We start from the raw sequence: 19,659 nt of genomic DNA, 5'->3' as shown, positions 1-19,659 counted from the left end.
CTGGTCAGGCATTCAGCCGCTGCGCATGCCAGCCCACATGCTCCGCCATGAAGGTGGAGATGAAGTAGTACGAATGATCGTAGCCTTCCTGCATGCGGATCGTCGCCGGCTGGCCTGCCTTCTTGCACGCTGCGGCAAGCAGCGGCGTGCGCAACTGCTCTTCCAGGAAGCCATCCGCGGTCCCCTGATCGACCAGCAGATCGGGCACACGCGCCCCATCTTCGATCAGGGCGCAGGCATCATATTCCCGCCAGCTGCCGCGATCGTCGCCCAGATAGCCGCCCAGCGCCTTTTCACCCCAGGGACAATGCAGCGGCGATACGATCGGAGAGAACGCACTGACCGAGCGAAAACGATCCGGATTGCGCAGCGCGGTCGTCAGCGCACCATGCCCCCCCATCGAGTGCCCGGTAATCCCCTGCCGCGCCATGTCGACGGGGAAGTGCTGCGCCACAAGCGCCGGCAGTTCGGTTTCGATGTAGGCGCGCATGCGGAAATGCTGCGCCCAGGGCTCACGCGTGGCATCGACATAGAACCCCGCACCCTTGCCGAAATCGTACCCGTCATGGTCGGGCACATCATCACCGCGCGGGCTGGTGTCAGGGGCGATGAAGATCACGCCATGCTGCGCGCATGCTGCGCGAAACTCCCCCTTTTCCATGACGTTCGCATGGGTGCAGGTGAGCCCGGAGAGATACCATAGCACCGGCAGCCGCGCGCCCGGCGCATGGTCGGGCACGAAGACGGAGAAGGTCATCTCCGTTCCCGTTTCAGCACTGGGGTGGCGATAGACGCCCTGCGTGCCGCCGTGACTGCGGTTGGCCGAAACCGTCTCCAGGCTCATCGCATCAGGCCTTCGGTGCCTGCCAGAGGCAGATCTTGTTGCCGGTGGGATCGCGCAGGTACGCGCCGTAGGCGCCGGGGAACATCTCACGCGGGCCGGGTGCGCCCTCGCACGTACCGCCGGCAGCAAGGCCCGCAGCATGCGCGGCATCGACTACCTCGGGGCCGGATGCGGCAAAGCCGATCGTGCCGCCGTTGGCGAAGCACGCCGCGTTGCCGTCACGCGGGGTCACTGCGGCAAAGAAACCGCCCTCGGTGGGATAGCCGACGCCGCGGCCTTCACCGAAAAGTCCGCCTTCGGAATGGCCAAGCGCGCCAAGCACCGCGTCATAGAAGGTCTTGGCGGCCGGCACGTCGTTGGCGCCGACCATGATATGCGTGAACATCGAAATTTCCTTCTTCAGAAGACCACGACCGAACGGATCGATTCGCCCGCGTGCATCAGTTCAAAGCCCTTGTTGATCTCTTCAAGGCCCATGACGTGGGTTATCATCGGATCGATCTCGATCTTGCCGGCCATGTACATGTCCACAATCTTGGGCACGTCGGTCCGCCCCTTGGCGCCGCCGAACGCAGTGCCGCGCCAGTTGCGGCCGGTGACCAGCTGGAACGGACGCGTCGCGATCTCCTTGCCCGCCTCGGCCACGCCGATGACGATGCTGGTGCCCCAGCCGCGATGGCAGGCTTCAAGCGCGGTGCGCATCACTTCGGTGTTGCCCGTGGCATCGAAGGTGTAGTCCGCGCCGCCATCGGTCATGAGGACGATCTTCGCCACGATATCTTCACGGCTCATGCCCCTGGTGTTGAGGAAGTCGGTCATGCCGAAGCGGCGGCCCCACTCTTCGCGGTCGGGGTTGATATCGACGCCGATGATCTTGTTGGCGCCCGCCAGTCGCGCGCCCTGCAGCACGTTGAGGCCGATGCCGCCAAGGCCGAACACCACGACATTATCGCCGACCTGCACCTTTGCCGTGTTGATCACCGCGCCGACACCCGTCGTGACGCCGCAGCCAATGTAGCACGACGACTGGAACGGCGCGTCCTCGCGGATCTTGGCAACCGCGATTTCGGGCAGCACGGTGAAGTTCGAGAACGTCGAACAGCCCATGTAGTGGAAGATCTGCTGCCCCTTGTAGCTGAAACGGCTGGTGCCGTCCGGCATCAGGCCCCGCCCCTGCGTCGCGCGGATCGCGGTGCACAGGTTGGTCTTGCCGCTGAGGCACGATTTGCACTGGCGGCATTCGGGGGTGTAGAGCGGGATGACGTGATCGTCCTGCTTCACGCTGGTGACGCCCGGCCCCACCGCGCGCACGATGCCTGCGCCTTCATGGCCGAGGATCGAGGGGAAGATACCCTCGCTGTCGAAACCGTCCAGCGTGTAGGCGTCCGTGTGGCAGATTCCGGTTGCCATGATTTCGACAAGGACTTCGCCTTCCTTCGGACCTTCAAGGTCGACTTCGACGATTTCGAGCGGCTTCTTCGCGTCGAAGGCTACGGCGGCGCGGGTCTTCATGCGGGGTGTCTCACTATATCCATGGACTGTTGGCGGCGGTTGTAGCGCCTTGCAGGATTGTCGTGAATGGGCTTGTTAGGCAAAGCATTATAACTAGTGAGTGAAAATCATGCTTGGAGCATGGGACGGTATCGAGGAATTCGTCACGGTCGCGCGGGAAGGCAGCTTTACGGCCGGTGCCCGCAGCTTCGGTGCCTCTGTGACTCATATGAGTCGCGCTGTAAGCAGGCTTGAGGCGAAGCTGGGCAGCCAGTTGTTCCATCGCACCACCCGGTCGCTGGGCCTGACCGAAGCGGGCCGCATCTTCTACGAGACCGGCAGCCGCCTGATCTCCGAACGCGAGGACGCGATCGCGGCCGTGGCGGCACAGGGTTCTCCGCGCGGAAACCTGCGGATCACCTGTTCCTACACGCTGGGAGAACGGTTCATCGGCCCGGTGCTTCGTGAATATGCGCATGAATATCCCGAACTCGCGATCGCGTGCGACCTCGATAACGACGTCGTAGACCTGATCCGCGACGGCTACGATATCGCCATCCGCACCGGGCATCTTGAAGATTCACGGCTCGTCGCCACGCGCGTCGCTTCGCGGGCGATGGTTACGGTTGCTGCCCCTGCCTACCTGGCAGAGCGTGGCCGCCCGCAGCGGACTGCCGATCTGAAGGAACATGATTGCCTCGTCGGCTCAGCCTCGCTCTGGCACTTCCAGCGCGGCGAGACTTTCCGCCCCGAAGGACGCTGGCGCTGCAACAACGGCACGATGGTGCTGGAAGCCGCGCTGGAGGGCATGGGCGTGTGCCAGCTTCCCGCCTTCTACACGGCCGCAGCAATCGCCGATGGCCGGCTTGAGGAAATTCTGGCCGGGGAATGCCCGGACGACGAGCCGATCTGGGCGGTATACCCGCGCCTCAAGCACCTGTCCCCAAAGGTCAGCCTGTTCGTGGCATTGCTGCGCCGTCGCCTGCCCGGCCTCCTGACCGGGCAAGCAACGACAACCTGACCGTCAGCGACTGCCGAAGGCGTAGCGCACGTTGATGCCGAATTCGCGCGGAGCGGTCGTCGTCACACCAGTATACGTGCTGGTGAATGTCGTCGCCGCGCCGCCCGCCTGGACGTTGCGATAGGACGTGAACAACGGGTCGGTCCGGGTCAGCGTCTTGGTGGTGTCGAACAGGTTCTTGGCAAAGAGCGAGACTTCCCACGCCCCCTTGGCATCACGGATACCCGTGAAGGCATTGACGAGGCCGTAAGAGCCGACGTTATCGTAGATGTTCACCGGGTCTACGCGCGAATTGCCGAAGAAGTTGAACAGCCCGCGCACATAAGCATCGACGTGGTCACTGACGGCAAAGCTGTACTCGCTGGTCAGTGTCGCGCTGAACGGCGACTGGAAGCCCGAGCGCTGGTTGACCTGGCAGGCGGCGATATTGTCGCTGCCGACCGCGTCGCGAAGGTCATCCAGCGAAGGGGCGGAAGTCACGGTGTCAGGTACGCCATCACCGTTCAGATCGGTACAGGGAATGACGCCCCCCTTGATCTTGCCCATCGAATAGCTGGCAACGAGGCCGAGATTCCAGCCGCGCATCACGTCGATCGACAGGTCGCCCTCGATGCCGTTCACCTCTACCGGGACCGCGCCGACGAAGTTGAACTGCGTGACTACCGGGTTGTTCAGATTGGTGTAGTCGACGAAGTAGACCCCGCGGCCACCGGTACGATAGGGATAGTTCTTGAACTTCTGATGATAGGCGGTGGCGTTGAAGCGCATGCGTCCGCCCATCAGCGTGCTCTTGAAGCCCAGTTCATAGGACTTTGAACTTTCCGGAGGCAGGTTGACGAAGCTTTCCTCCAGTTCCGACATGCGCTGGCTGAAATCGCCGACCACGTTGATGCCGGGGCGCCATGAACTGCCGGTGCTGGCATAGACCATGAAGTCCGGCGAGAAATTGTGCTTCACCGAGGCCGAGTAGATCCACTTCTTGGAGTCCTGCCCAACGGTATTGGTTTCGGCGTTGTTGACGTACAGACCGCTAAGCGAAGTGTAGGAGATGTGGCGCACGCCGCCCGAGATTTCGGTCCCTTCCCCCAGATGCGCGGTCAGGTTGCCGAAGAACGATTGTTCATGGCTGTTGTTGGTGCGACGGATGGGAGTGTTGACCAGATCGTAGATCGTGCCGTTCGGGAAGCCGAGAATGGTCGGCCGGTTGAGCGAAGTCGGGTTGTCGTTCTTGTAGTCGAAGAAGCCGACGACATAGTCGAAGATGCCGGCGATGCGCGCATCATTCTGCAGTCGCAGTTCGTGCGACGTCGCCTTCGGCGACGAATAGGTGTCCTGCACAGTGGTGCCGGGGAAGAAATTGGCTTCGTCCGAATTTTCGACGCCAGTGATCTTCTGGGTATAGTGCTGCCCTTGATAGATCAGCACCTGCCCGAAGCCCGAAGCCTCTGCACGCCAGTTGTAGATATCATAGACCTGATGGATCGGCCGCGGATCTTCCATGATCGAACGACGATCGGAACTGTCGATGTAGACCGGGCTCTCAACCGCGTCGGGGTTCACCTCGCTGAACGACGCCACCTGGTCATACAGCCGGGCCTTGCGGTCCATCTTCTGGTACATGCCTTCAAGCTTGAGCCAGTCGGTCGGCTGGATCAGCGCGGAAATGCGTGCGCTCTTGGTGCGTGAGAAAGGATCGCGGCCCGAAGTGATGGGGCGCACCCGATCTGCCTCGTTCTCATCCCATACGCCGGCAACGCGGATAGCGGCGATGCCTTCGATGATGGGAAGGTTGAAGCCGCCCTTGAAGTTGATCGTGCCGATATCGTTGGCGGTCATGTCGGTGAAGCCGCCCACCGAATAGAGATCGGGCTTCTTTGCGCCGATCGTGATCGAACCGGACGGCGCAGCACGGCCACGCAAAGTACCCTGCGGGCCACGCTGCACTTCGATCTGGCCGATATCGTACATCTGCTGCAGGATCACGCCCGCCGTGATCGGAGCATCGTTGAAGTAGAATTCAACCGTCGGGTTGGTCCCGCTGGCGGATACGTCGAAGTTCACGCCGCGCAGGCGGCCGCCGCCGCCGACGCCGTTCGCCTCGGTGGTCAGTTGAAGGCCGGGGACCAGCGTGGATACTTCCTTGAAGTCACGGATGTTGAGCTTGGCCACATCGTCCGCCGTGACCGTATCGATCACCGCCGGAACGTCCTGCACCGCCTCATCGCGGCGACGCGCCTGCACGATGATGACGTTGCCGGAAACCGCTTCGTCGGCGGAAGTGTCCGCGTCCTGCGCGAAAGCCGGCGCCGAAAGACCAGCCAGACTGGCGGAACACAGCAGTACAGACGAAAGCAGCCTCATCACATCATCCCCATCATTGGTCTTACCGTTCCGGCCGAAACGTCCAACGGCGAGGGCCGCAAGGCGCGAAAATCGACTGGCGATATCCCCGTCCTTTGCGGCGGGGCACTTGCGGCGATCCCCTTTGGACCGGGGAATCTGTCCGTCCAATCGCGAGACGTTCCATCCCGCTATCGGCCTGCGGACCATACGGGCGGGCTGACGGGTATTGAAGCAGGCAGCGCCAACATCTTCCCCGCGATGAAGCCTGCGGCACCATTCGCCACAGCGATTTGTCCCACAGGCCTGCGGAACGGCGAGGTTAAGTGCGGCGAATGACACTTTTCCAAAGTATTCCGCCATAATTGCCGGTGCCCGCAGGCATGCGGAGCCATCGTCGGCACTTGAGCATCCGGCATTGGTCCGACCAGTATTCGTTTCTTCTGAGTGACACGGGGCAAGGCGGGAATTGGTCTGCGCCATTACTTGCGCGGCCGAATCGCCTTGAAGCGATCGCTCCTGCAAAGGCTCATCCGTGACACTTTGCCCTTCGGTAAAGTGTCATCACTGACAAAGCGAAAACCCGGCCGGCAAAAGGGATTCTCAGGATTCCGTTTATGTGCTCTATTTTCCCACGCTATGTTCCTTCACACGCCCTTCCCTCCGCATCGCGGACAGGCCAGCGAAATGGCGGATCTTCTGGACCGCGTGGCACAGGCAAGTTCGCGGCCGCGCTATGCCTTCATGGTACTTAGCCTGATCGCCGAGATCGCACGGCCGGACGGCAGCGCGGGCCCCTTCATCCAGCGCGACGGGCGCACGACGTTGTTGCGTGACTGGCTTTGCGACGCGCTGGCTCCCATGGGCGCGCGCGATCCCAAGCGCTTGATGCTTGCGGAAAAGGTGCGCACGGAATTGCTCGCATCGGGCAAGGCTCCATCTGAACCCGAAGCCGCGGCGGCAGCCATCACCGCTGAGCTGCACGAACGCGTCCGCAAATCCGGCAAGACGAACCTCAGCCGCGCAGTGTCGGAACTGGTGCAGGCTGGACTGATCCGGCGCCACTATCAGGGCTTTCGCATCGATCACCACAACCGGGGCGCTGGCCGTCATGCGGTTTACACGCTGGTCGGCGGAGCCCGTTGCCTGATGGGGCGCTCGAACTACGCGCCCCCGTCCAGAGCCCAGGGAGAGCTGCGGCTGAACTGAGCCGGACTCAGTCTCCCGCCGACACCGCCAACGGGGCCTCGGCCCCACCGCCAAGCGCCTTCACGAAGGCCACGCTTGCCTGCATCCGCTGGGTTTGCACCGAGATATAGGCCCGCTGCGCATCAAGCGCATCAGTCTGCGCCGTCACCACATCGAGGTAGCCTGCAGCGCCATCGCGATAGCGCGACATTGCAATGTCGCGCGTGCGCTGCGCGGCATCGGAAGCCTCTTTCTGCGCCACGGCTGCAGACGACAAGTGATGCATCGCCGCCACCGCATCCTCGACCTGCCGGAAAGCGGTGAGCACGGTTTCCCGATAATTGGCGGCGACTTCCTCGTACTCGGCGCGCGAGATCTTCACCTGAGCCGAACGGCGGCCACCGTCGAAGATCGTCAGCAGACTGGTGAGCGGCCCCAGCGACCAGAACGTGTTCGGCGTCGTCAGCAGCTGCCCGTTGGTCGTCTCCCAACCTCCCGCCGCACCGAGCGTCAAAGACGGGAAGAAGGCCGCTTTCGCAACGCCGATCCGGGCATTGGCCGCAAACACGCGCCTCTCCGCAGCGGCGATGTCCGGCCGCCGCTGCAGGAGATCGGAAGGCGTCGCAGCGGGTGGCGCGGGCGGCGCGAAATCATCGACCGCGACCGGCAGCGTGAACCCGGAAGCCACTTCTCCGACCAGCGCTGCGATCTCATGCTCGGTTGCGGCGCGCTGGTTGGCGATCGTCGCAACTTGCGCGCGGGCGTTGCCAAGCACCGTGCGGGCGCGATTGACGTCGATGCCCGAAGCGACGCCGCCATCATGCCGCTTTGACGTGAGGTCATAGGCGCGCGCAAACGCTTCCACCGACTGGTCCAGCACCTGTGCCTGCGCATCAAGTCCGCGCAAGCGGAAGTAGGCATCGGCAACCGCGGCCTGCAGGCTCAACTGCGCAGAGGCGAGATCGGCGCGGCTGGCATCCGATTCAGCGCCCGCAGCTTTCACCTGATTGCGAATACGACCCCAAAGATCGAGTTCGTAATCGATCGATCCGCCAACGGTATAGTCGCTGTACTCGCGCGCAGTGCCGGTGCTGAGCGGTCGATTTTCGGACAGCCGTTCACGCGATGCCTGGCCGCTTACCCCGACCTGCGGGAAAAGGTCAGATCGCTCTACCCGCGCTGCAGCGCGAGCGGCGTCATAGCGCGCCAGCGCTGCAGCCAGCGTCGGGCTGGCCTTGGCTGCGCGGGATTCCAGATCAGCGAGCGTGGGGTCGGCATAGGCGTTCCACCACGCCCCACTGCCCTCGCCATCGCGCGGTGCCGCCATTGTCCAGCCAGCAATTTCCTTGAACTGCGCGGGCGCGGCGGTCTGCGGCGGCTGATAATCCGGCGCCATCGAACAAGCCCCCAGCGAGAGAGCAATCGGCAGCGACAGCGTTCGGGCCAGCGTGACCCTTCCCCTGAAGGCCACGCGATCAGCCATTGCCGCCGGCTCCCTTTGCACCCTTGCCGTCAGGAGCTGCGATCCGCACGGTGTCGCCGGTACGGATCGAGTCCGGCGGAGAGTCGATCACCTTGTCACCCGGCTTCAGACCTACCGACACCAGCACGGTCTTGCCCTCGTCCCGCGCGATCGTGACGCGGCGCAGAGTAACCTTGCCATCATTGCCGACGATCGCCACGCTGGGTCCATCTTCTGCGGCAAGTATCGTGCTGCCCGGCAGACGCAGGCCATTGCCCGCGCCATCGATCGCGAAGCGCACATGCGCAAAGGCACCGGGCTTGAGCGCACCGTCGGAGTTATCCGCCTGAAGCTCAACAAGCATCGCCCCCGACTGTGTATCGACAGAGTTGGCACTGCGCGTCAGGGACGCCTCGAATTCCCGGCCCGCGAATTCAGGCAGGCTGAGGCTGGCCTTCATCCCGGCGTGAATCTGCGAGGAATAGACCTGCGGCACGCGCACGTAGATACGCATGCGATGGACGTCGGAGACGGTGAAGAGCGGCTGCGATGCAGCGTTCCCCGCCACCACCAACGCGCCGATCTGCGCCGAACGGCTGGTGACCACGCCACTGAACGGCGCCGCCAGCTGAGTGAAGCCGTGCTTGGCATTGAGTTCGCGAACGCTGGCGAGGGCGGCATTGGCCAGCGCCGTCTTGGCGGCAAGGTCGCCCGCCTTCTCATCGGCTTCCTGCTGCGACACGGCATCCTGCGCGAGCATCGACTGCCAGCGCCTGGACGTCGTCGCCGCAAGACGCTGGTTGGCCAGCGCGGTCTGGTAATCGGCCTTGGCCTGCGCCAGCTGCTGGTCGATCTCGGGGGCGTCAAGGATGGCGAGCGTCTGCCCGGCCTTTACGTGATCGCCGATATCCGCAAGCCAACGGCGCACATACCCGTTGGTCCGCGCATTGATCGCTGCGCTGTTGTAGGCCTGGATATTGCCGGGAAGCACCAGCCCGTCGCCGCCTTCTGCCTTCGCCGGGGTGACAATGCTGACGGTGGGAACTGCCGCATCGGCCGCCACGGCCTCCAGGTCGTTGGTGGCGCTGATCCGGCTGGCGACGCCGAAAGCCACGACGGCCAACGCGACGACCGCCGCGCCGATGCCGACCTTCTTGAGCGTGCCGCTGGAGGGGCCGGACTCAGATCCGGCGACGGTTTCGGTGGTTTCGGGGTCAAGCATGGCTGGGCTGCATTTCCATCGAACGGGTCGGCTCGTCGCCATGGGTGCGGCGGCGGTGGACAAAGCTGAACACGGTAGGGACGAAGAAGAGTGTGGCGATAGTAGCGCAGATCAGGCCGCCGATCACGGCCCGGCCAAGCGGCGCGTTCTGCTCTCCGCCCTCACCCAGACCGAGCGCCATCGGCGCCATGCCGATGATCATCGCCAGCGCGGTCATCAAAACGGGGCGGAAGCGGACAAGGCCCGCCTCGACTGCCGCCTTGGTGGAATCGCCAAGTTCGGCAAGCTTTTCACGCGCGAAGCTGACGACAAGGATCGAGTTCGCCGTCGCCACGCCCATGCACATGATCGCGCCGGTCAGGGCCGGCACCGAAAGCGTGGTGCCCGTCGCGAACAGCATCCACACGATACCGGCAAGCGCGGCGGGCAGCGCCGTGATGATGACGAAGGGATCGACCCAGCTCTGGAAGTTCACGACAATCAGCAGGTAGATCAGGAAGATCGCGCCCAGCAGGCCGAAGCCAAGGCCGGAGAACGCCGTGTTCATGGTCTGGTACTGGCCGCGGATCGTTACCGTCGTGCCCTTTGGCTGTTCCTTGGCCAGCGAATCGATCGCGGACTGCACTTCTGCCGCCACGCCGCCAAGGTCACGCCCCTGGGTCGTTGCGTAAATGTCGATCACCGGCTGGATGTTGTAGTGCGATACGATCGGCGTGGTGCTTGACCGCGAGAGCGAGGCGAGCGCGCCCAGCGGCTGCGTCGGGATGCCCGCGGAACCAGAGATCGGGATATCCGACAGCGCATTCATCGAACCGACCTGATATTCCGGCGCCTGCGCCACGACCGGGTAGGACACGCCATTTTCGGGGTTCACGAAGAACACCGGCGCGGTCTGTGCCGTGCCCGCCAGCGAATTGGCAAGGCTGGTCGTTACGTCACGCTCGCTCAGGCCGTACTGGCCGATACGCGCGCGGTCGACCTCGACGTCAAGCTGCGGAGAGCGCGCGGGCTGCTGCAGGCGCATGTCGGCGATGCCGGGGATACGCGCCAGTCTGGTCATCAGTTTGTGCGCATAGACACGCGCCGCGTCCTGATCCTTGCCGCCGATCTGGACATCGATCGGCGAAGGCGAGCCAAAGTTCAGAATCTGGCTGGTGATGTCGGCCGGCAGGAACGCGAAGGTAACGCCGGGGAAGCGGCGGGGCAGTTCCGCGCGCAGCTTGTCGACGAAGTGTTCGGTGGGCTCATGCCCTTCGGTCAGGCTGACAAGCACGTCGCCGTCCTGCGGACCGATGGTGCCGCTGTTGGAATAGATCGTGTTGATGGAGCTGACCGGCAGGCCGATGTTGTCGGTGATCGTACCGATCTGGTCAGCCGGAATGATCCGGCGGATTTCCTGCGTTACCTTCTCGAACTGCGCCGCAGAAGTCTCGATGCGCGTACCGGACGGCAGGCGCACGTGCATGGCGATCTGGCCGGAGTCCACGGCCGGGAAGAAGTTGCTGCCCAGGAACGGCAGCAGGCCGAAGGAAATCAGCACGATCGCCAGGAAGCCGATCATGAACGGCTTGCTCGAACCCAGTGCGCGGCGCAGCAGGCTTATGTAGACCGCCCTCACCTTTTCGAACCGCGCCTCGAAGCCGCGCTGCAAGCGCACGAAGACATTGCGCGATCCTGGCTCGCCTGCGTTGTGATGATTTTCGCCGTGGGGGGTATGCGGCTTGAGCAGGTACATCGCCATGGTCGGCACCAGCGTGCGCGACAGAATGAACGATGCGATCATTGCAAAGACCACCGACAGCGCCATCGGCACGAAGAGGTAGCCCGCGACACCCGGCAGGAAGAACATCGGCACGAAGACGATACAGATGCACAGCAGCGACACGAAAGCCGGCGTCACGATCTGCGCCGCGCCATCAAGGATGGATTCGACCACCCCCTTGCCCTGCTCCAGATGCCAGTTGATGTTCTCGATCGTCACGGTCGCGTCGTCGACGAGGATACCGACCGCCAGCGCCAGGCCGCCCAGCGTCATGACGTTGAGCGTCTGGCCGAACACCGCCAGCGCCATGATCGCCGCCAGCACTGCCAGCGGGATCGACAGCGCAATGATCACGGTGGAGCGCCAGGAACCAAGGAACAGCAGGATCATCAGCGACGTCAGTGCAGCCGCGATCGCGCCTTCATGGATGACGCCGCTGACCGCAGCCTTCACGAACAGCGACTGGTCGCCAACCGTCAGAACTTTCAGCGTATCGGGCAAGGTCTGCTGGATCGCCGGCAGGTTCTCCTTGACGCCGTTGACGATAGCCAGCGTCGATGCCGCGCCGTTCTTGAGCACCGTCAGCAGCGCGGAACGGCTGCCATCGACATGCACGACGTTCTGCTGCTGCGCGCTGCCATCGCGCACGAAAGCCACGTCACGCATATAGATGGTCGCGCCGTTGACGACCTTCACCGGAATGTCGTTGAGCGCGTCTATCGTGCTGGGCGAGTTGTTGAGGCGCACGCTGTACTGGGTCGCCCCGATCTTCACGAAGCCGGCCGGATTGATCTGGTTCTGCGCGGCGATGGCGTTGCCAACGTCCTGCGCCGAAAGGCCCCTCGCCTGCAGCGCCTGTGGATCAAGGTCGATCTGCACCTGGCGCTGCTTGCCCCCGGAAGGAAACGGCATGGCAAGGCCGGGAACGGTCACAAGGCGCGGACGGATCTGATTCTGGCCAAGGTCGAATAGCTGCTGCTCCGACAGGCCCTTGCCCGACAGCGCAAGCTGCAGGATCGGCACGGTGGAAGCCGAATAGTTGATGATCAGCGGAGGCGTCGCGCCTGGAGGAAGCTGCTTGAGGATCGTCTGCGAAACCGAGGTAACCTGCGCCGTCGCCGTGCGAATATCCACGCCCGGCTGGAAGTAGATCTTTACGATGCCGATGCCCTGGTAGGACTGGCTTTCGATATGTTCAATATCGTTGACCGTAGTGGTCAGCACACGCTCGTAAGGCGTGACCATGCGATCGCCCACGTCCTGCGGGGGCAAGCCCGTGTATTGCCAGGCGACCGCGATCACCGGCACCTTGATTTCGGGAAAGATGTCGACCGGCGTCCTGAGCGCAGCAAAAATACCGCCAACAGCAATCAGGATGGCCATGACGATGAACGTCAGCGGGCGGTTCAGGGCGACTTTGACGATACCGATCATCGACTTCTCCATGCGCCGCAAAGACACGGTCGATCCGCGCCTTACGGCCCCTTCAACGTCATCCTCTTCGTAAGCCAGGCACCGCCCTGCCCCGTCGCGAACACGCGCGGGACGCAGGGCCGGACGGGAACCCGGCGATCAGGAAAACGGATCGGTCACCCGCCTTGGCATTGGGGGAGCGGTGTTGGCCGGCCGCATCGTGAGAGGATCCCCTCACAAAATCGCCGATGCGCGCTTGGATCTTTTCTGTCCAATATATATGGACGCACGATTGATATCGAAAACCTCTCAATCGGAGCGTTATTGGTGGAACTGCGGCATCTGCGCTATTTCGTTTGCGTTGCGGAGGAATTGCACTTCGGCAATGCCGCGCAGCGCCTTGGCATCTCGCAACCTCCGCTCAGCCAGCAAATCCGCGCACTGGAAGATGAACTGGAGGTGCGCCTGTTCGATCGCACCAGTCGCAGCGTGAAGCTGACCGAGGCCGGCCTGCACTTTCTGCCCCAGGCGCGTGAGACTTTGGCACAGGCAGATCGCGCCGCGCGGATCGCCAAATTGGCGCACTTCGGGGAAGTCGGACGACTCAGCCTTGGGTTTTCGCCATCCGTGCCATTCACGCCTTACATCGTCGATGCCCTGGCCCGCTTCCGGAAAATGTATCCGGAGGTGAACGTGGAACTGAACGAATTGCCACGCGAGGATCAGATCGATGGCGTCGAACGCGGGACGCTGGATATCGGCATATTGCGCACCTTTTCCGCGTTAGCCTTGCCGGCGCACATGAAGACGCTACCGCTGCATCACGAAGGGATGATCGTGGCGATGCGAAGCGACCATCGCCTCGCCGCTCTGGAACGTACCCTCACCCTGTCTGATATCGATGGTGAACAACTGATCTTGTTCGGCTCGATGAACGGCGCAGGCTTCAACGAAATGCTTGTTTCGCATTGTGATTCGCTGGGATTTCGCCCCACCGTAGCTCTGGAAGCCGATAGCTTTGGCACTCTGGTCGGATTAACCGCAGCAGGCCTGGGGATCACGATCTTGTCCAGTTCGCTCGCCCGGTTCAACGTCGACATGCTGGTATTTCGGCCGATCGAAATGCCGTTTTCCAGCCAGTTGGTAATGATCCATCTGCGCAATGCGTCGCCAGTTACCTGCAACTTCCGAAACCTGCTCGATCCGCAGGGCGCAGGGCTATAAGTCCGGCAGCGCCATCAAAACGGCTCGGACATCATCGGTCATTCCGTCTCGGTCGCCGCCCGTCGTTTGGCGTAGCTGACCACAAACGCGTCCCACACCCGAAGCCACTCGGTTTCGTTGCGCTGCCGCGAAATACCCGGAAACCCCGCCCTGAATGCATCCGCCATCTGATCCACCGACCAGGGGTGCCCCTTGTCGAGACCGATCTTGCGGAATGCCGCTTCGCGGGTTCCGAAATTCAAGCTCCCGCTTGGGAAATCGAGCAGCGTTTCCTTTGCCCCGGCGTCAGTTTTGACTTTGGCGGTGACCGATGATCTCGGTGCCTCTTTTGGAGCAGGCGCACCCAACAGCCGCAGATGCGGCCCAACCAGTTTACGCTCCAAGGGTGCCGGCGACGGATAGAGCACGACCTTCCGGCCCGACATATCGACATTGGCGTTGGGATAGACGGCCGACACAAGCTGCATGGTTTCGCGCACGGTCTGACGGAAGCGCTTGCTGTCGGCGTCATTGCCAAGATGACGGGCCAACTGATCCCAAGATATGGTCTGCCCGCGGTCAGCAGCGATGCGCGGCAGACGATAGGCTAGATAGGTATATAGATCGAGCGCCGTCGGCGTGCCCTTAAGCTCGCGGATCGCCACTTCGTTAAGCGGCACCGCATGCTCTATGAGGTGGCTATAGAACCCTTCCGACATCCTGATTTCGCGCGCAAATGCGCCGTTCTTCTCAAGCGATCCGGAGTATTCATTGGAAATCTTGACGTCCCGCACCGCGAACGCGTTATCGCCGGCCTCGGAACCGTCCCAGCGGATCTGCCATTCGCAGGCCAGCAAGCGGTCAACCTGTTCTCGCATGCGATTGGCAGTGCCGCGCGGACCATAAGACACCGTCTGATAGCCAAGCCGCCGCATCCATTCGGTGAAATTGCGGCCAAGATAAACGTCGCGAGATCGCTTGGTGACTGCCTGCGAGAGCAGATAGATCAGCGCGACACGCGGATAGGCGCCGTAAGGTACACCGAGACTGCGTAGCACAGGCTTGCCGTCCACGGTCTGCAGCACAGGCCGCGGATTGATCGCAAGGGCATACTTCCCATCTTCACGCAAAATGGGTTGCGTCTCGTCTTTGGGGCGCTTGGTCGGCAAGGACATTGCGCAAAGCGCCGAATGCAGGAACGCTGGAACCGGTTCTTCGTCGCGGACACGCAGAAACGCATCCATCGTGATTTGCGAGCCTGCGATCTGGGCAAGCGAACGAACACGTTCCTCTCCGCCATCAAGCATGGCGAGAGCATACTGGTGTCCAATTGGCTTACTGCTATCCGCGCTCATGTCACCCTGCTCTGCCCCGACTCAGGGGCTGTGAATATGCAACCTAGACAACAGGTTTCACCCCAATTGGCAAGCATGTTGGCAGTTTCGGCAGGAATTGGTGGTTGAAACCTACAACAGCACCGATGATCTCGGTGCGTTGAAGTGGCCCACACCTGTTTTCCCATCTTTTCAATCAAGCCGATTCGCGAATCGGATTTTGATTAGGGATTCTTGTAATAGGTATGGGCTCCGAGATCATCGGTCTGGACGGCTCCGAGATCATCGCTCTTTCGCACCGAGATCATCGCGCCGCACCGAGATCATCGGTGCCGCATGTCCTCGCGGGTTTCAGCCTGCGCACATGCTCGGAATTGCGTGATTCGGAGTGGCAGCAGATGTGCGGGGCGGAGTAAACGGCACCGAGATCATCGGTGCATGAGGATCGCACAGCACTGCTGGAAGCGTTTCCGGCGCAAAAGAGCACGAAGATCATCGGTCGTTTTGTAACACTGGTGGACGGGTCGTTGCTCGAAACTTCCAACGCGGGTAGGGTCGGGGCTCAAACTCACAAGACGGTATCTATGGCGACGACCCCTGCTCCTTCTGAAACCAGCGGCGACGAACTGCTGGAAGATAGCCTTGGCCTGCTTCACCGCAAGGCTCTCACCATCCTCAAGCGCATTCGCGATGGCGCGCTCGATCCGGAGACCGGCCATAAGGTCGGGCCGTCCTTCCCGATTTCCAAAGCGGCCTCACTCGTCGGGCGTACGGCATCGGCGATTCGGGAAGCGGAACGCGATGGGCGTTTGCCGGAGCGGGACCGGACCGCTTCGGGCCATCGTGTGCAGTATACGCTGGAGGAGCTCGATCACATGCGGGCGGTTTTCGGCACGCGCCCCTGGCGCGCACCGGGAGATACGCCTGCCATCATATCGGTGTCCAATTTCAAGGGCGGTGTCGGCAAGTCGACCCTGGCGCTTCACCTCGCGCAGCACTTTGCGATCAGGGGTTACCGCGTTTTGTTCATCGACTGCGACAGCCAGGCGAGCTCGACCATGATGTTCGGGTATCGTCCTGACGTCGACCTTGGTGAAGACGATACGCTTTATGGGCATTTCCATAACCCGGAACTCCTGGGTGTGCGCTCCATCATCAGGAAGACGCATTTCTTCGGCCTCGATCTGATCCCGGCCAACCTCAAGCTCTACAATCTCGAATATGAGATCGCCGGCTATCTTGCCCAGAACCAGAGCTTCGACATCATCGACATCATTGCGCAGGCGATCGATGAGGTCGTTGACGACTACGACATCGTCATCATGGATCCGCCGCCGGCTCTGGGCATGGTGTCCATGGCCGTGCTGCAGGCAGCCAATGCGATGGTCATTCCCGCGCCGCCCAGCGTCATCGATTTCGCATCGACCGTTTCATTCATCGACATGGCCCGGACCACGATGCGGCAGCTGGAGCAGCTGGGCGGACGGGTCCGGCCGGCGTACAATTTCATCCGACTGGTCGCGAGCCGCGTAGACGACAGCAAGTCGATGCACCGCGAAATTCTCAGCATGATGCGGCAGGTCTTCGGCGGCTCGATGATCGGATCGGTGCTCAAGGTCAGCGCGGAAATCGACAACGCCAGCTCGCGCATGAAGACGGTCTACGAACTGGACCGCCCGGTAACATCGCATGAGGTGCACAACCGTTGCGTGCGGTTCCTCAACGATGTTTGCCATGACATTGAGCAGGACGTTTTGCGCACGTGGGATAGCCGGGCAGGGCAGTTCGATTAAGGCGTTGCCACGTGGCAACACGGCGAAAACCGTTTGTTTTTAATGGCATGATGGTTGTGTTTGATGCCTTCCAATTCTCGGATGGCATCACGGGAAATTGATAGAAGGGCTGGAGTTGCCACGTGGCAACCGGCGATGGAAAGCGCGCTGCGGCGGACAGGAAGTGACTATGAGCAAGGGTAATCGCGGATTTGGGAGCAGTCTCACAGAGGGGCTTGAGGATGCCGATCTCGACACTTCAGCGCCGTCCGAAAGCATCATGGCCAGTCGCAGCCAGACCCTTGCCCGGCTTGCTTCGGGCAAGGTGGTCACGGACCGGACCGAGTGGGTCGACCCGGCGCGGTGCCGTCCCTGGCGCTTGCACAATCGCGATCTTGATCATCTTGATGAGGAGAGCTGCCGGGATCTGATCGATGCCTTCCTGTCTGCCAAGAAGCAGCGGATACCGGCCATCGTCAGAAGGCTGACCAACGACCCGGACTATGACTTCGAGATCATCGCCGGTGTTCGTCGATGGTGGACGGTGCAATGGCTGCGCGCCCATCACCACCCCGAATACGATTATCTTGTCACCATCCAGCATGTATCTGATGAAGAAGCCTTCAGGGTTTCCGATATCGAAAACCGGTCCCGCAAGGACATTTCGGATTGGGAGCGCGCGAACGAATACCTGCGCGCCCTCGACGAGTTCTACGACGGGTCGCAAAGCGAGATGGCTGAGCATCTCAAGATATCCCGATCATGGTTGAGCAGGCTTCTCGATGTGGCACGTTTGCCTGACGAGATCATCGAGGTCTTCGCGGACAAGCACGATATCACCGTTCGCGTCGCGCGGGATATCAAGCCGCTGACGGGCGATGCGCGCGCGCTGGGGCTCATGATTGAAGAGGGGCGCGAGCTGCGCGCTGAACGCGCAGATCTTGGCGTCAAGCTTACAGGCCCCGAAGTGGCCAAGCGGCTTATCGGTGCCACTGTGGTCAAGACCAAGGCGAGCGGAGGCGAGTTGATCGTCAAGGCGCAGAATGGCAAGCCGATGCTGCGCTATACCCGTTCCGCGCGTACGGGGCTCAGCCTAAAGATCGTGCCGCGCTCTGGTGCTTCCACAGACGAGTTGATGAACGCAATTCGCGGGCTGATCGAAAACTAAGGACATTGATCTGCAATTTGGTGCGCAGATCGAGGCGGAAATCGAAAATTCCGCCTCACAGGCCCGTGCAGCGAGTTTTGCCGTTTTAGGTGCTCTGGGTCGGGAGGTGGGGGTGTTGACGCTGGAAGGCGTATTTCCGGGAAGGTTTTTTCGGCGACTTTTCGCGGCGAAAGCGCTGAAGCTCTGTGACAGTCCTGAGGAAATCTCAAATTATGTCCATTTCGCGGATTAATCGCGAAAGTGGCGCTGGCTGAGCAAGCGGTCGATCGCTTCGAGTGACGCGTTGTAATCGTCGAGAGCTTCGGCGGAAAATGCAGCGTCGCTATGCGGTGGGGCGTCCTGCGTTGTCTCGGTTGCGGGGGTACGCAGCGAAAGCAGATGGGAGCCGGATATCGTCGTTCGACTGATCGCGCCGACAGTATCCCATGACGCGATCATTCCGGCGACCCCGACCCGTGTTGCGCCAAGGGCTGTTTCCATCTGCCGGGAGCGCAAGGGTCCGAAGCCGGCGAGCAGTTCCATGATCGTCGGTGCCCGCGAGTTTGCGCGTCGACCGTGAACAGGCTGATGGGCAAAAGCGGCAAGGCGGGCGGCGTCTGTAAGCCATTCGGTCATGCGTTCCATGACTTCGCGCATCGCCTGCGGTTGCATGATGTCCAGAGAAGACGGAGAACTCCCGACAATCGCCGATGGCCGGATGAGGCCGGGGAAGGGCAGGGCGATCCGCAGTCTGTGCGTCTGACTTAGGCGTCGTCCGTAAGCAATATCGATGGCCCACAGAGGGGCCGGCGCGGTCGTGGCTCCTGCCTTTAGTGTCCGATCGCCAGGAAGAGGGGGAGGCGTGGCTTCCGGTGGTGCAAAGTCGAGATCGGCGGACAGCGCATCGCGCAGACTTGTGATGTCAGCGAACAAGTCTTGTCGATGGGTGTCGGGCAGGGTGCTGGTCAATACGCGGGCGGCATTGACGATCCGAAGGGCCTCCTCATGTTCGTCTCCCCGGCCGATTTCGGATGGAGCCAGCATGGCCTCGCGCAACTGGGCCGCAACGAAAGGCAAGGCTGAGCCACTCCAGTTCGTTATCTCCGTAAGGATGGTGTGGCACAGGGCGCGGGCAGGTCGGGCATGCCGGGGGGGCTCGTCAGAGAGCGTGGTAAGGCCGGAGAACCATGCATGAAAGCGCAGGTCCGTGAACGCATGGCCTTCCTGGCGGAGAGCATCGATCAAGGTCTGGCGCAGCACCCTTCCCGCGAATACGCGCAGCGCCGCTTCGCTGCAGAATGCCAGTCCTCCAGCCAACCGGCCGAAAGCCATGGAGCAAAGCACTTCTTCGGTGCATACCTTATCGCAATCAGGGTCAGTTCGCACAATTTCCGGCCGAAGGTTTGGCGACATATACCGTCATTTTTCGACTATATGCATACCTAAATGCAGATAGCTAT

15 protein-coding genes are annotated in these 19,659 nt (G+C 61.9%); 6 read left to right on the top strand and 9 right to left on the bottom strand.

Going from position 1 to position 19,659, the window contains the following annotated elements; translation table 11 throughout:
• Positions 1–4: 4 nt before the first annotated feature.
• Genes fghA through A8V01_RS18825 form a run of 3 tightly spaced genes read right to left on the bottom strand, consistent with a single transcriptional unit; the run spans position 5 to position 2,356 of the window.
• Positions 5–844, bottom strand: coding sequence for an S-formylglutathione hydrolase (gene fghA / locus A8V01_RS18835; RefSeq protein ID WP_103097844.1), 840 nt, complete (start codon positions 842–844; stop codon positions 5–7).
• 4 nt (positions 845–848) lie between these two features.
• Complete coding sequence (locus A8V01_RS18830) at positions 849–1,229, bottom strand: VOC family protein (RefSeq protein ID WP_103097843.1); 381 nt, start codon at positions 1,227–1,229, stop codon at positions 849–851.
• A 14-nt stretch (positions 1,230–1,243) separates the two neighbouring features.
• On the bottom strand, positions 1,244–2,356 hold the full coding sequence (locus A8V01_RS18825; RefSeq protein ID WP_103097842.1) for an S-(hydroxymethyl)glutathione dehydrogenase/class III alcohol dehydrogenase: 1,113 nt from the start codon (positions 2,354–2,356) through the stop codon (positions 1,244–1,246).
• Positions 2,357–2,465: 109 nt separating this feature from the next.
• On the opposite strand from A8V01_RS18825, the gene A8V01_RS18820 reads away from it, so the two are divergent.
• Positions 2,466–3,356 carry a LysR family transcriptional regulator gene (locus A8V01_RS18820; protein WP_103097840.1) on the top strand — a complete coding sequence of 297 codons (891 nt, stop codon included), beginning with the start codon at positions 2,466–2,468 and terminating at the stop codon, positions 3,354–3,356.
• A 3-nt stretch (positions 3,357–3,359) separates the two neighbouring features.
• On the opposite strand, the gene A8V01_RS18815 is transcribed toward A8V01_RS18820, so the two are convergent.
• Entirely contained in the window at positions 3,360–5,717 is a 2,358-nt protein-coding gene (locus A8V01_RS18815; RefSeq protein ID WP_103097917.1) for a TonB-dependent receptor, read from the bottom strand.
• A gap of 666 nt (positions 5,718–6,383) precedes the next feature.
• Between A8V01_RS18815 and A8V01_RS18810 the strand changes: the two genes are divergently transcribed.
• Positions 6,384–6,905, top strand: a complete 522-nt coding sequence (locus A8V01_RS18810) for a hypothetical protein (RefSeq protein WP_103097916.1) — start codon at positions 6,384–6,386, stop codon at positions 6,903–6,905.
• A 7-nt stretch (positions 6,906–6,912) separates the two neighbouring features.
• On the opposite strand, the gene A8V01_RS18805 is transcribed toward A8V01_RS18810, so the two are convergent.
• From A8V01_RS18805 to A8V01_RS18795, 3 genes are read right to left on the bottom strand one after another with little or no spacing between them, the layout of a single operon-like run.
• Positions 6,913–8,367, bottom strand: a complete 1,455-nt coding sequence (locus A8V01_RS18805) for an efflux transporter outer membrane subunit (protein ID WP_245892721.1) — start codon at positions 8,365–8,367, stop codon at positions 6,913–6,915.
• Entirely contained in the window at positions 8,360–9,568 is a 1,209-nt protein-coding gene (locus A8V01_RS18800; RefSeq protein ID WP_103097837.1) for an efflux RND transporter periplasmic adaptor subunit, read from the bottom strand. Before A8V01_RS18800 ends, A8V01_RS18805 begins: the two co-directional genes overlap by 8 nt.
• The gene (locus A8V01_RS18795; protein ID WP_103097914.1) at positions 9,561–12,764 is read right to left on the bottom strand and encodes an efflux RND transporter permease subunit; all 3,204 of its coding nucleotides are present in this window, start codon (positions 12,762–12,764) and stop codon (positions 9,561–9,563) included. Before A8V01_RS18795 ends, A8V01_RS18800 begins: the two co-directional genes overlap by 8 nt.
• A 306-nt stretch (positions 12,765–13,070) precedes the next feature.
• Here A8V01_RS18795 and A8V01_RS18790 point away from each other — a divergent pair, with 306 nt between their 5' ends.
• Positions 13,071–13,967: a LysR family transcriptional regulator gene (locus A8V01_RS18790; protein ID WP_103097834.1), complete on the top strand. Its 897-nt coding sequence runs from the start codon at positions 13,071–13,073 to the stop codon at positions 13,965–13,967.
• Positions 13,968–14,005: 38 nt separating this feature from the next.
• Here A8V01_RS18790 and A8V01_RS18785 read toward each other — a convergent pair whose 3' ends face one another.
• Positions 14,006–15,301, bottom strand: a complete 1,296-nt coding sequence (locus A8V01_RS18785) for a replication protein RepA (protein ID WP_103097832.1) — start codon at positions 15,299–15,301, stop codon at positions 14,006–14,008.
• Between the two features lie 563 nt (positions 15,302–15,864).
• Here A8V01_RS18785 and A8V01_RS18780 point away from each other — a divergent pair.
• On the top strand, positions 15,865–17,073 hold the full coding sequence (locus tag A8V01_RS18780) for an AAA family ATPase (RefSeq protein ID WP_103097830.1): 1,209 nt from the start codon (positions 15,865–15,867) through the stop codon (positions 17,071–17,073).
• Between the two features lie 169 nt (positions 17,074–17,242).
• Positions 17,243–18,220 (top strand): ParB/RepB/Spo0J family partition protein, encoded by a 978-nt coding sequence (locus A8V01_RS18775; protein WP_103097828.1) that lies wholly within the window; start codon positions 17,243–17,245, stop codon positions 18,218–18,220.
• Positions 18,221–18,448: 228 nt separating this feature from the next.
• Here the strand turns inward: A8V01_RS18775 and A8V01_RS18770 are convergent, their stop codons facing one another.
• Complete coding sequence (locus tag A8V01_RS18770) at positions 18,449–19,276, bottom strand: hypothetical protein (RefSeq protein ID WP_146037318.1); 828 nt, start codon at positions 19,274–19,276, stop codon at positions 18,449–18,451.
• Between the two features lie 114 nt (positions 19,277–19,390).
• Here A8V01_RS18770 and A8V01_RS28300 point away from each other — a divergent pair, with 114 nt between their 5' ends.
• Positions 19,391–19,645 carry a hypothetical protein gene (locus tag A8V01_RS28300; RefSeq protein ID WP_146037317.1) on the top strand — a complete coding sequence of 85 codons (255 nt, stop codon included), beginning with the start codon at positions 19,391–19,393 and terminating at the stop codon, positions 19,643–19,645.
• Positions 19,646–19,659 lie beyond the last annotated feature (14 nt).

The organism is Novosphingobium guangzhouense, from assembly GCF_002896965.1.
Classification (GTDB): domain Bacteria; phylum Pseudomonadota; class Alphaproteobacteria; order Sphingomonadales; family Sphingomonadaceae; genus Novosphingobium; species Novosphingobium guangzhouense.
Note: the sequence above shows the minus strand (reverse complement) of the source record. Positions and strands in the feature narration are given on the sequence as shown.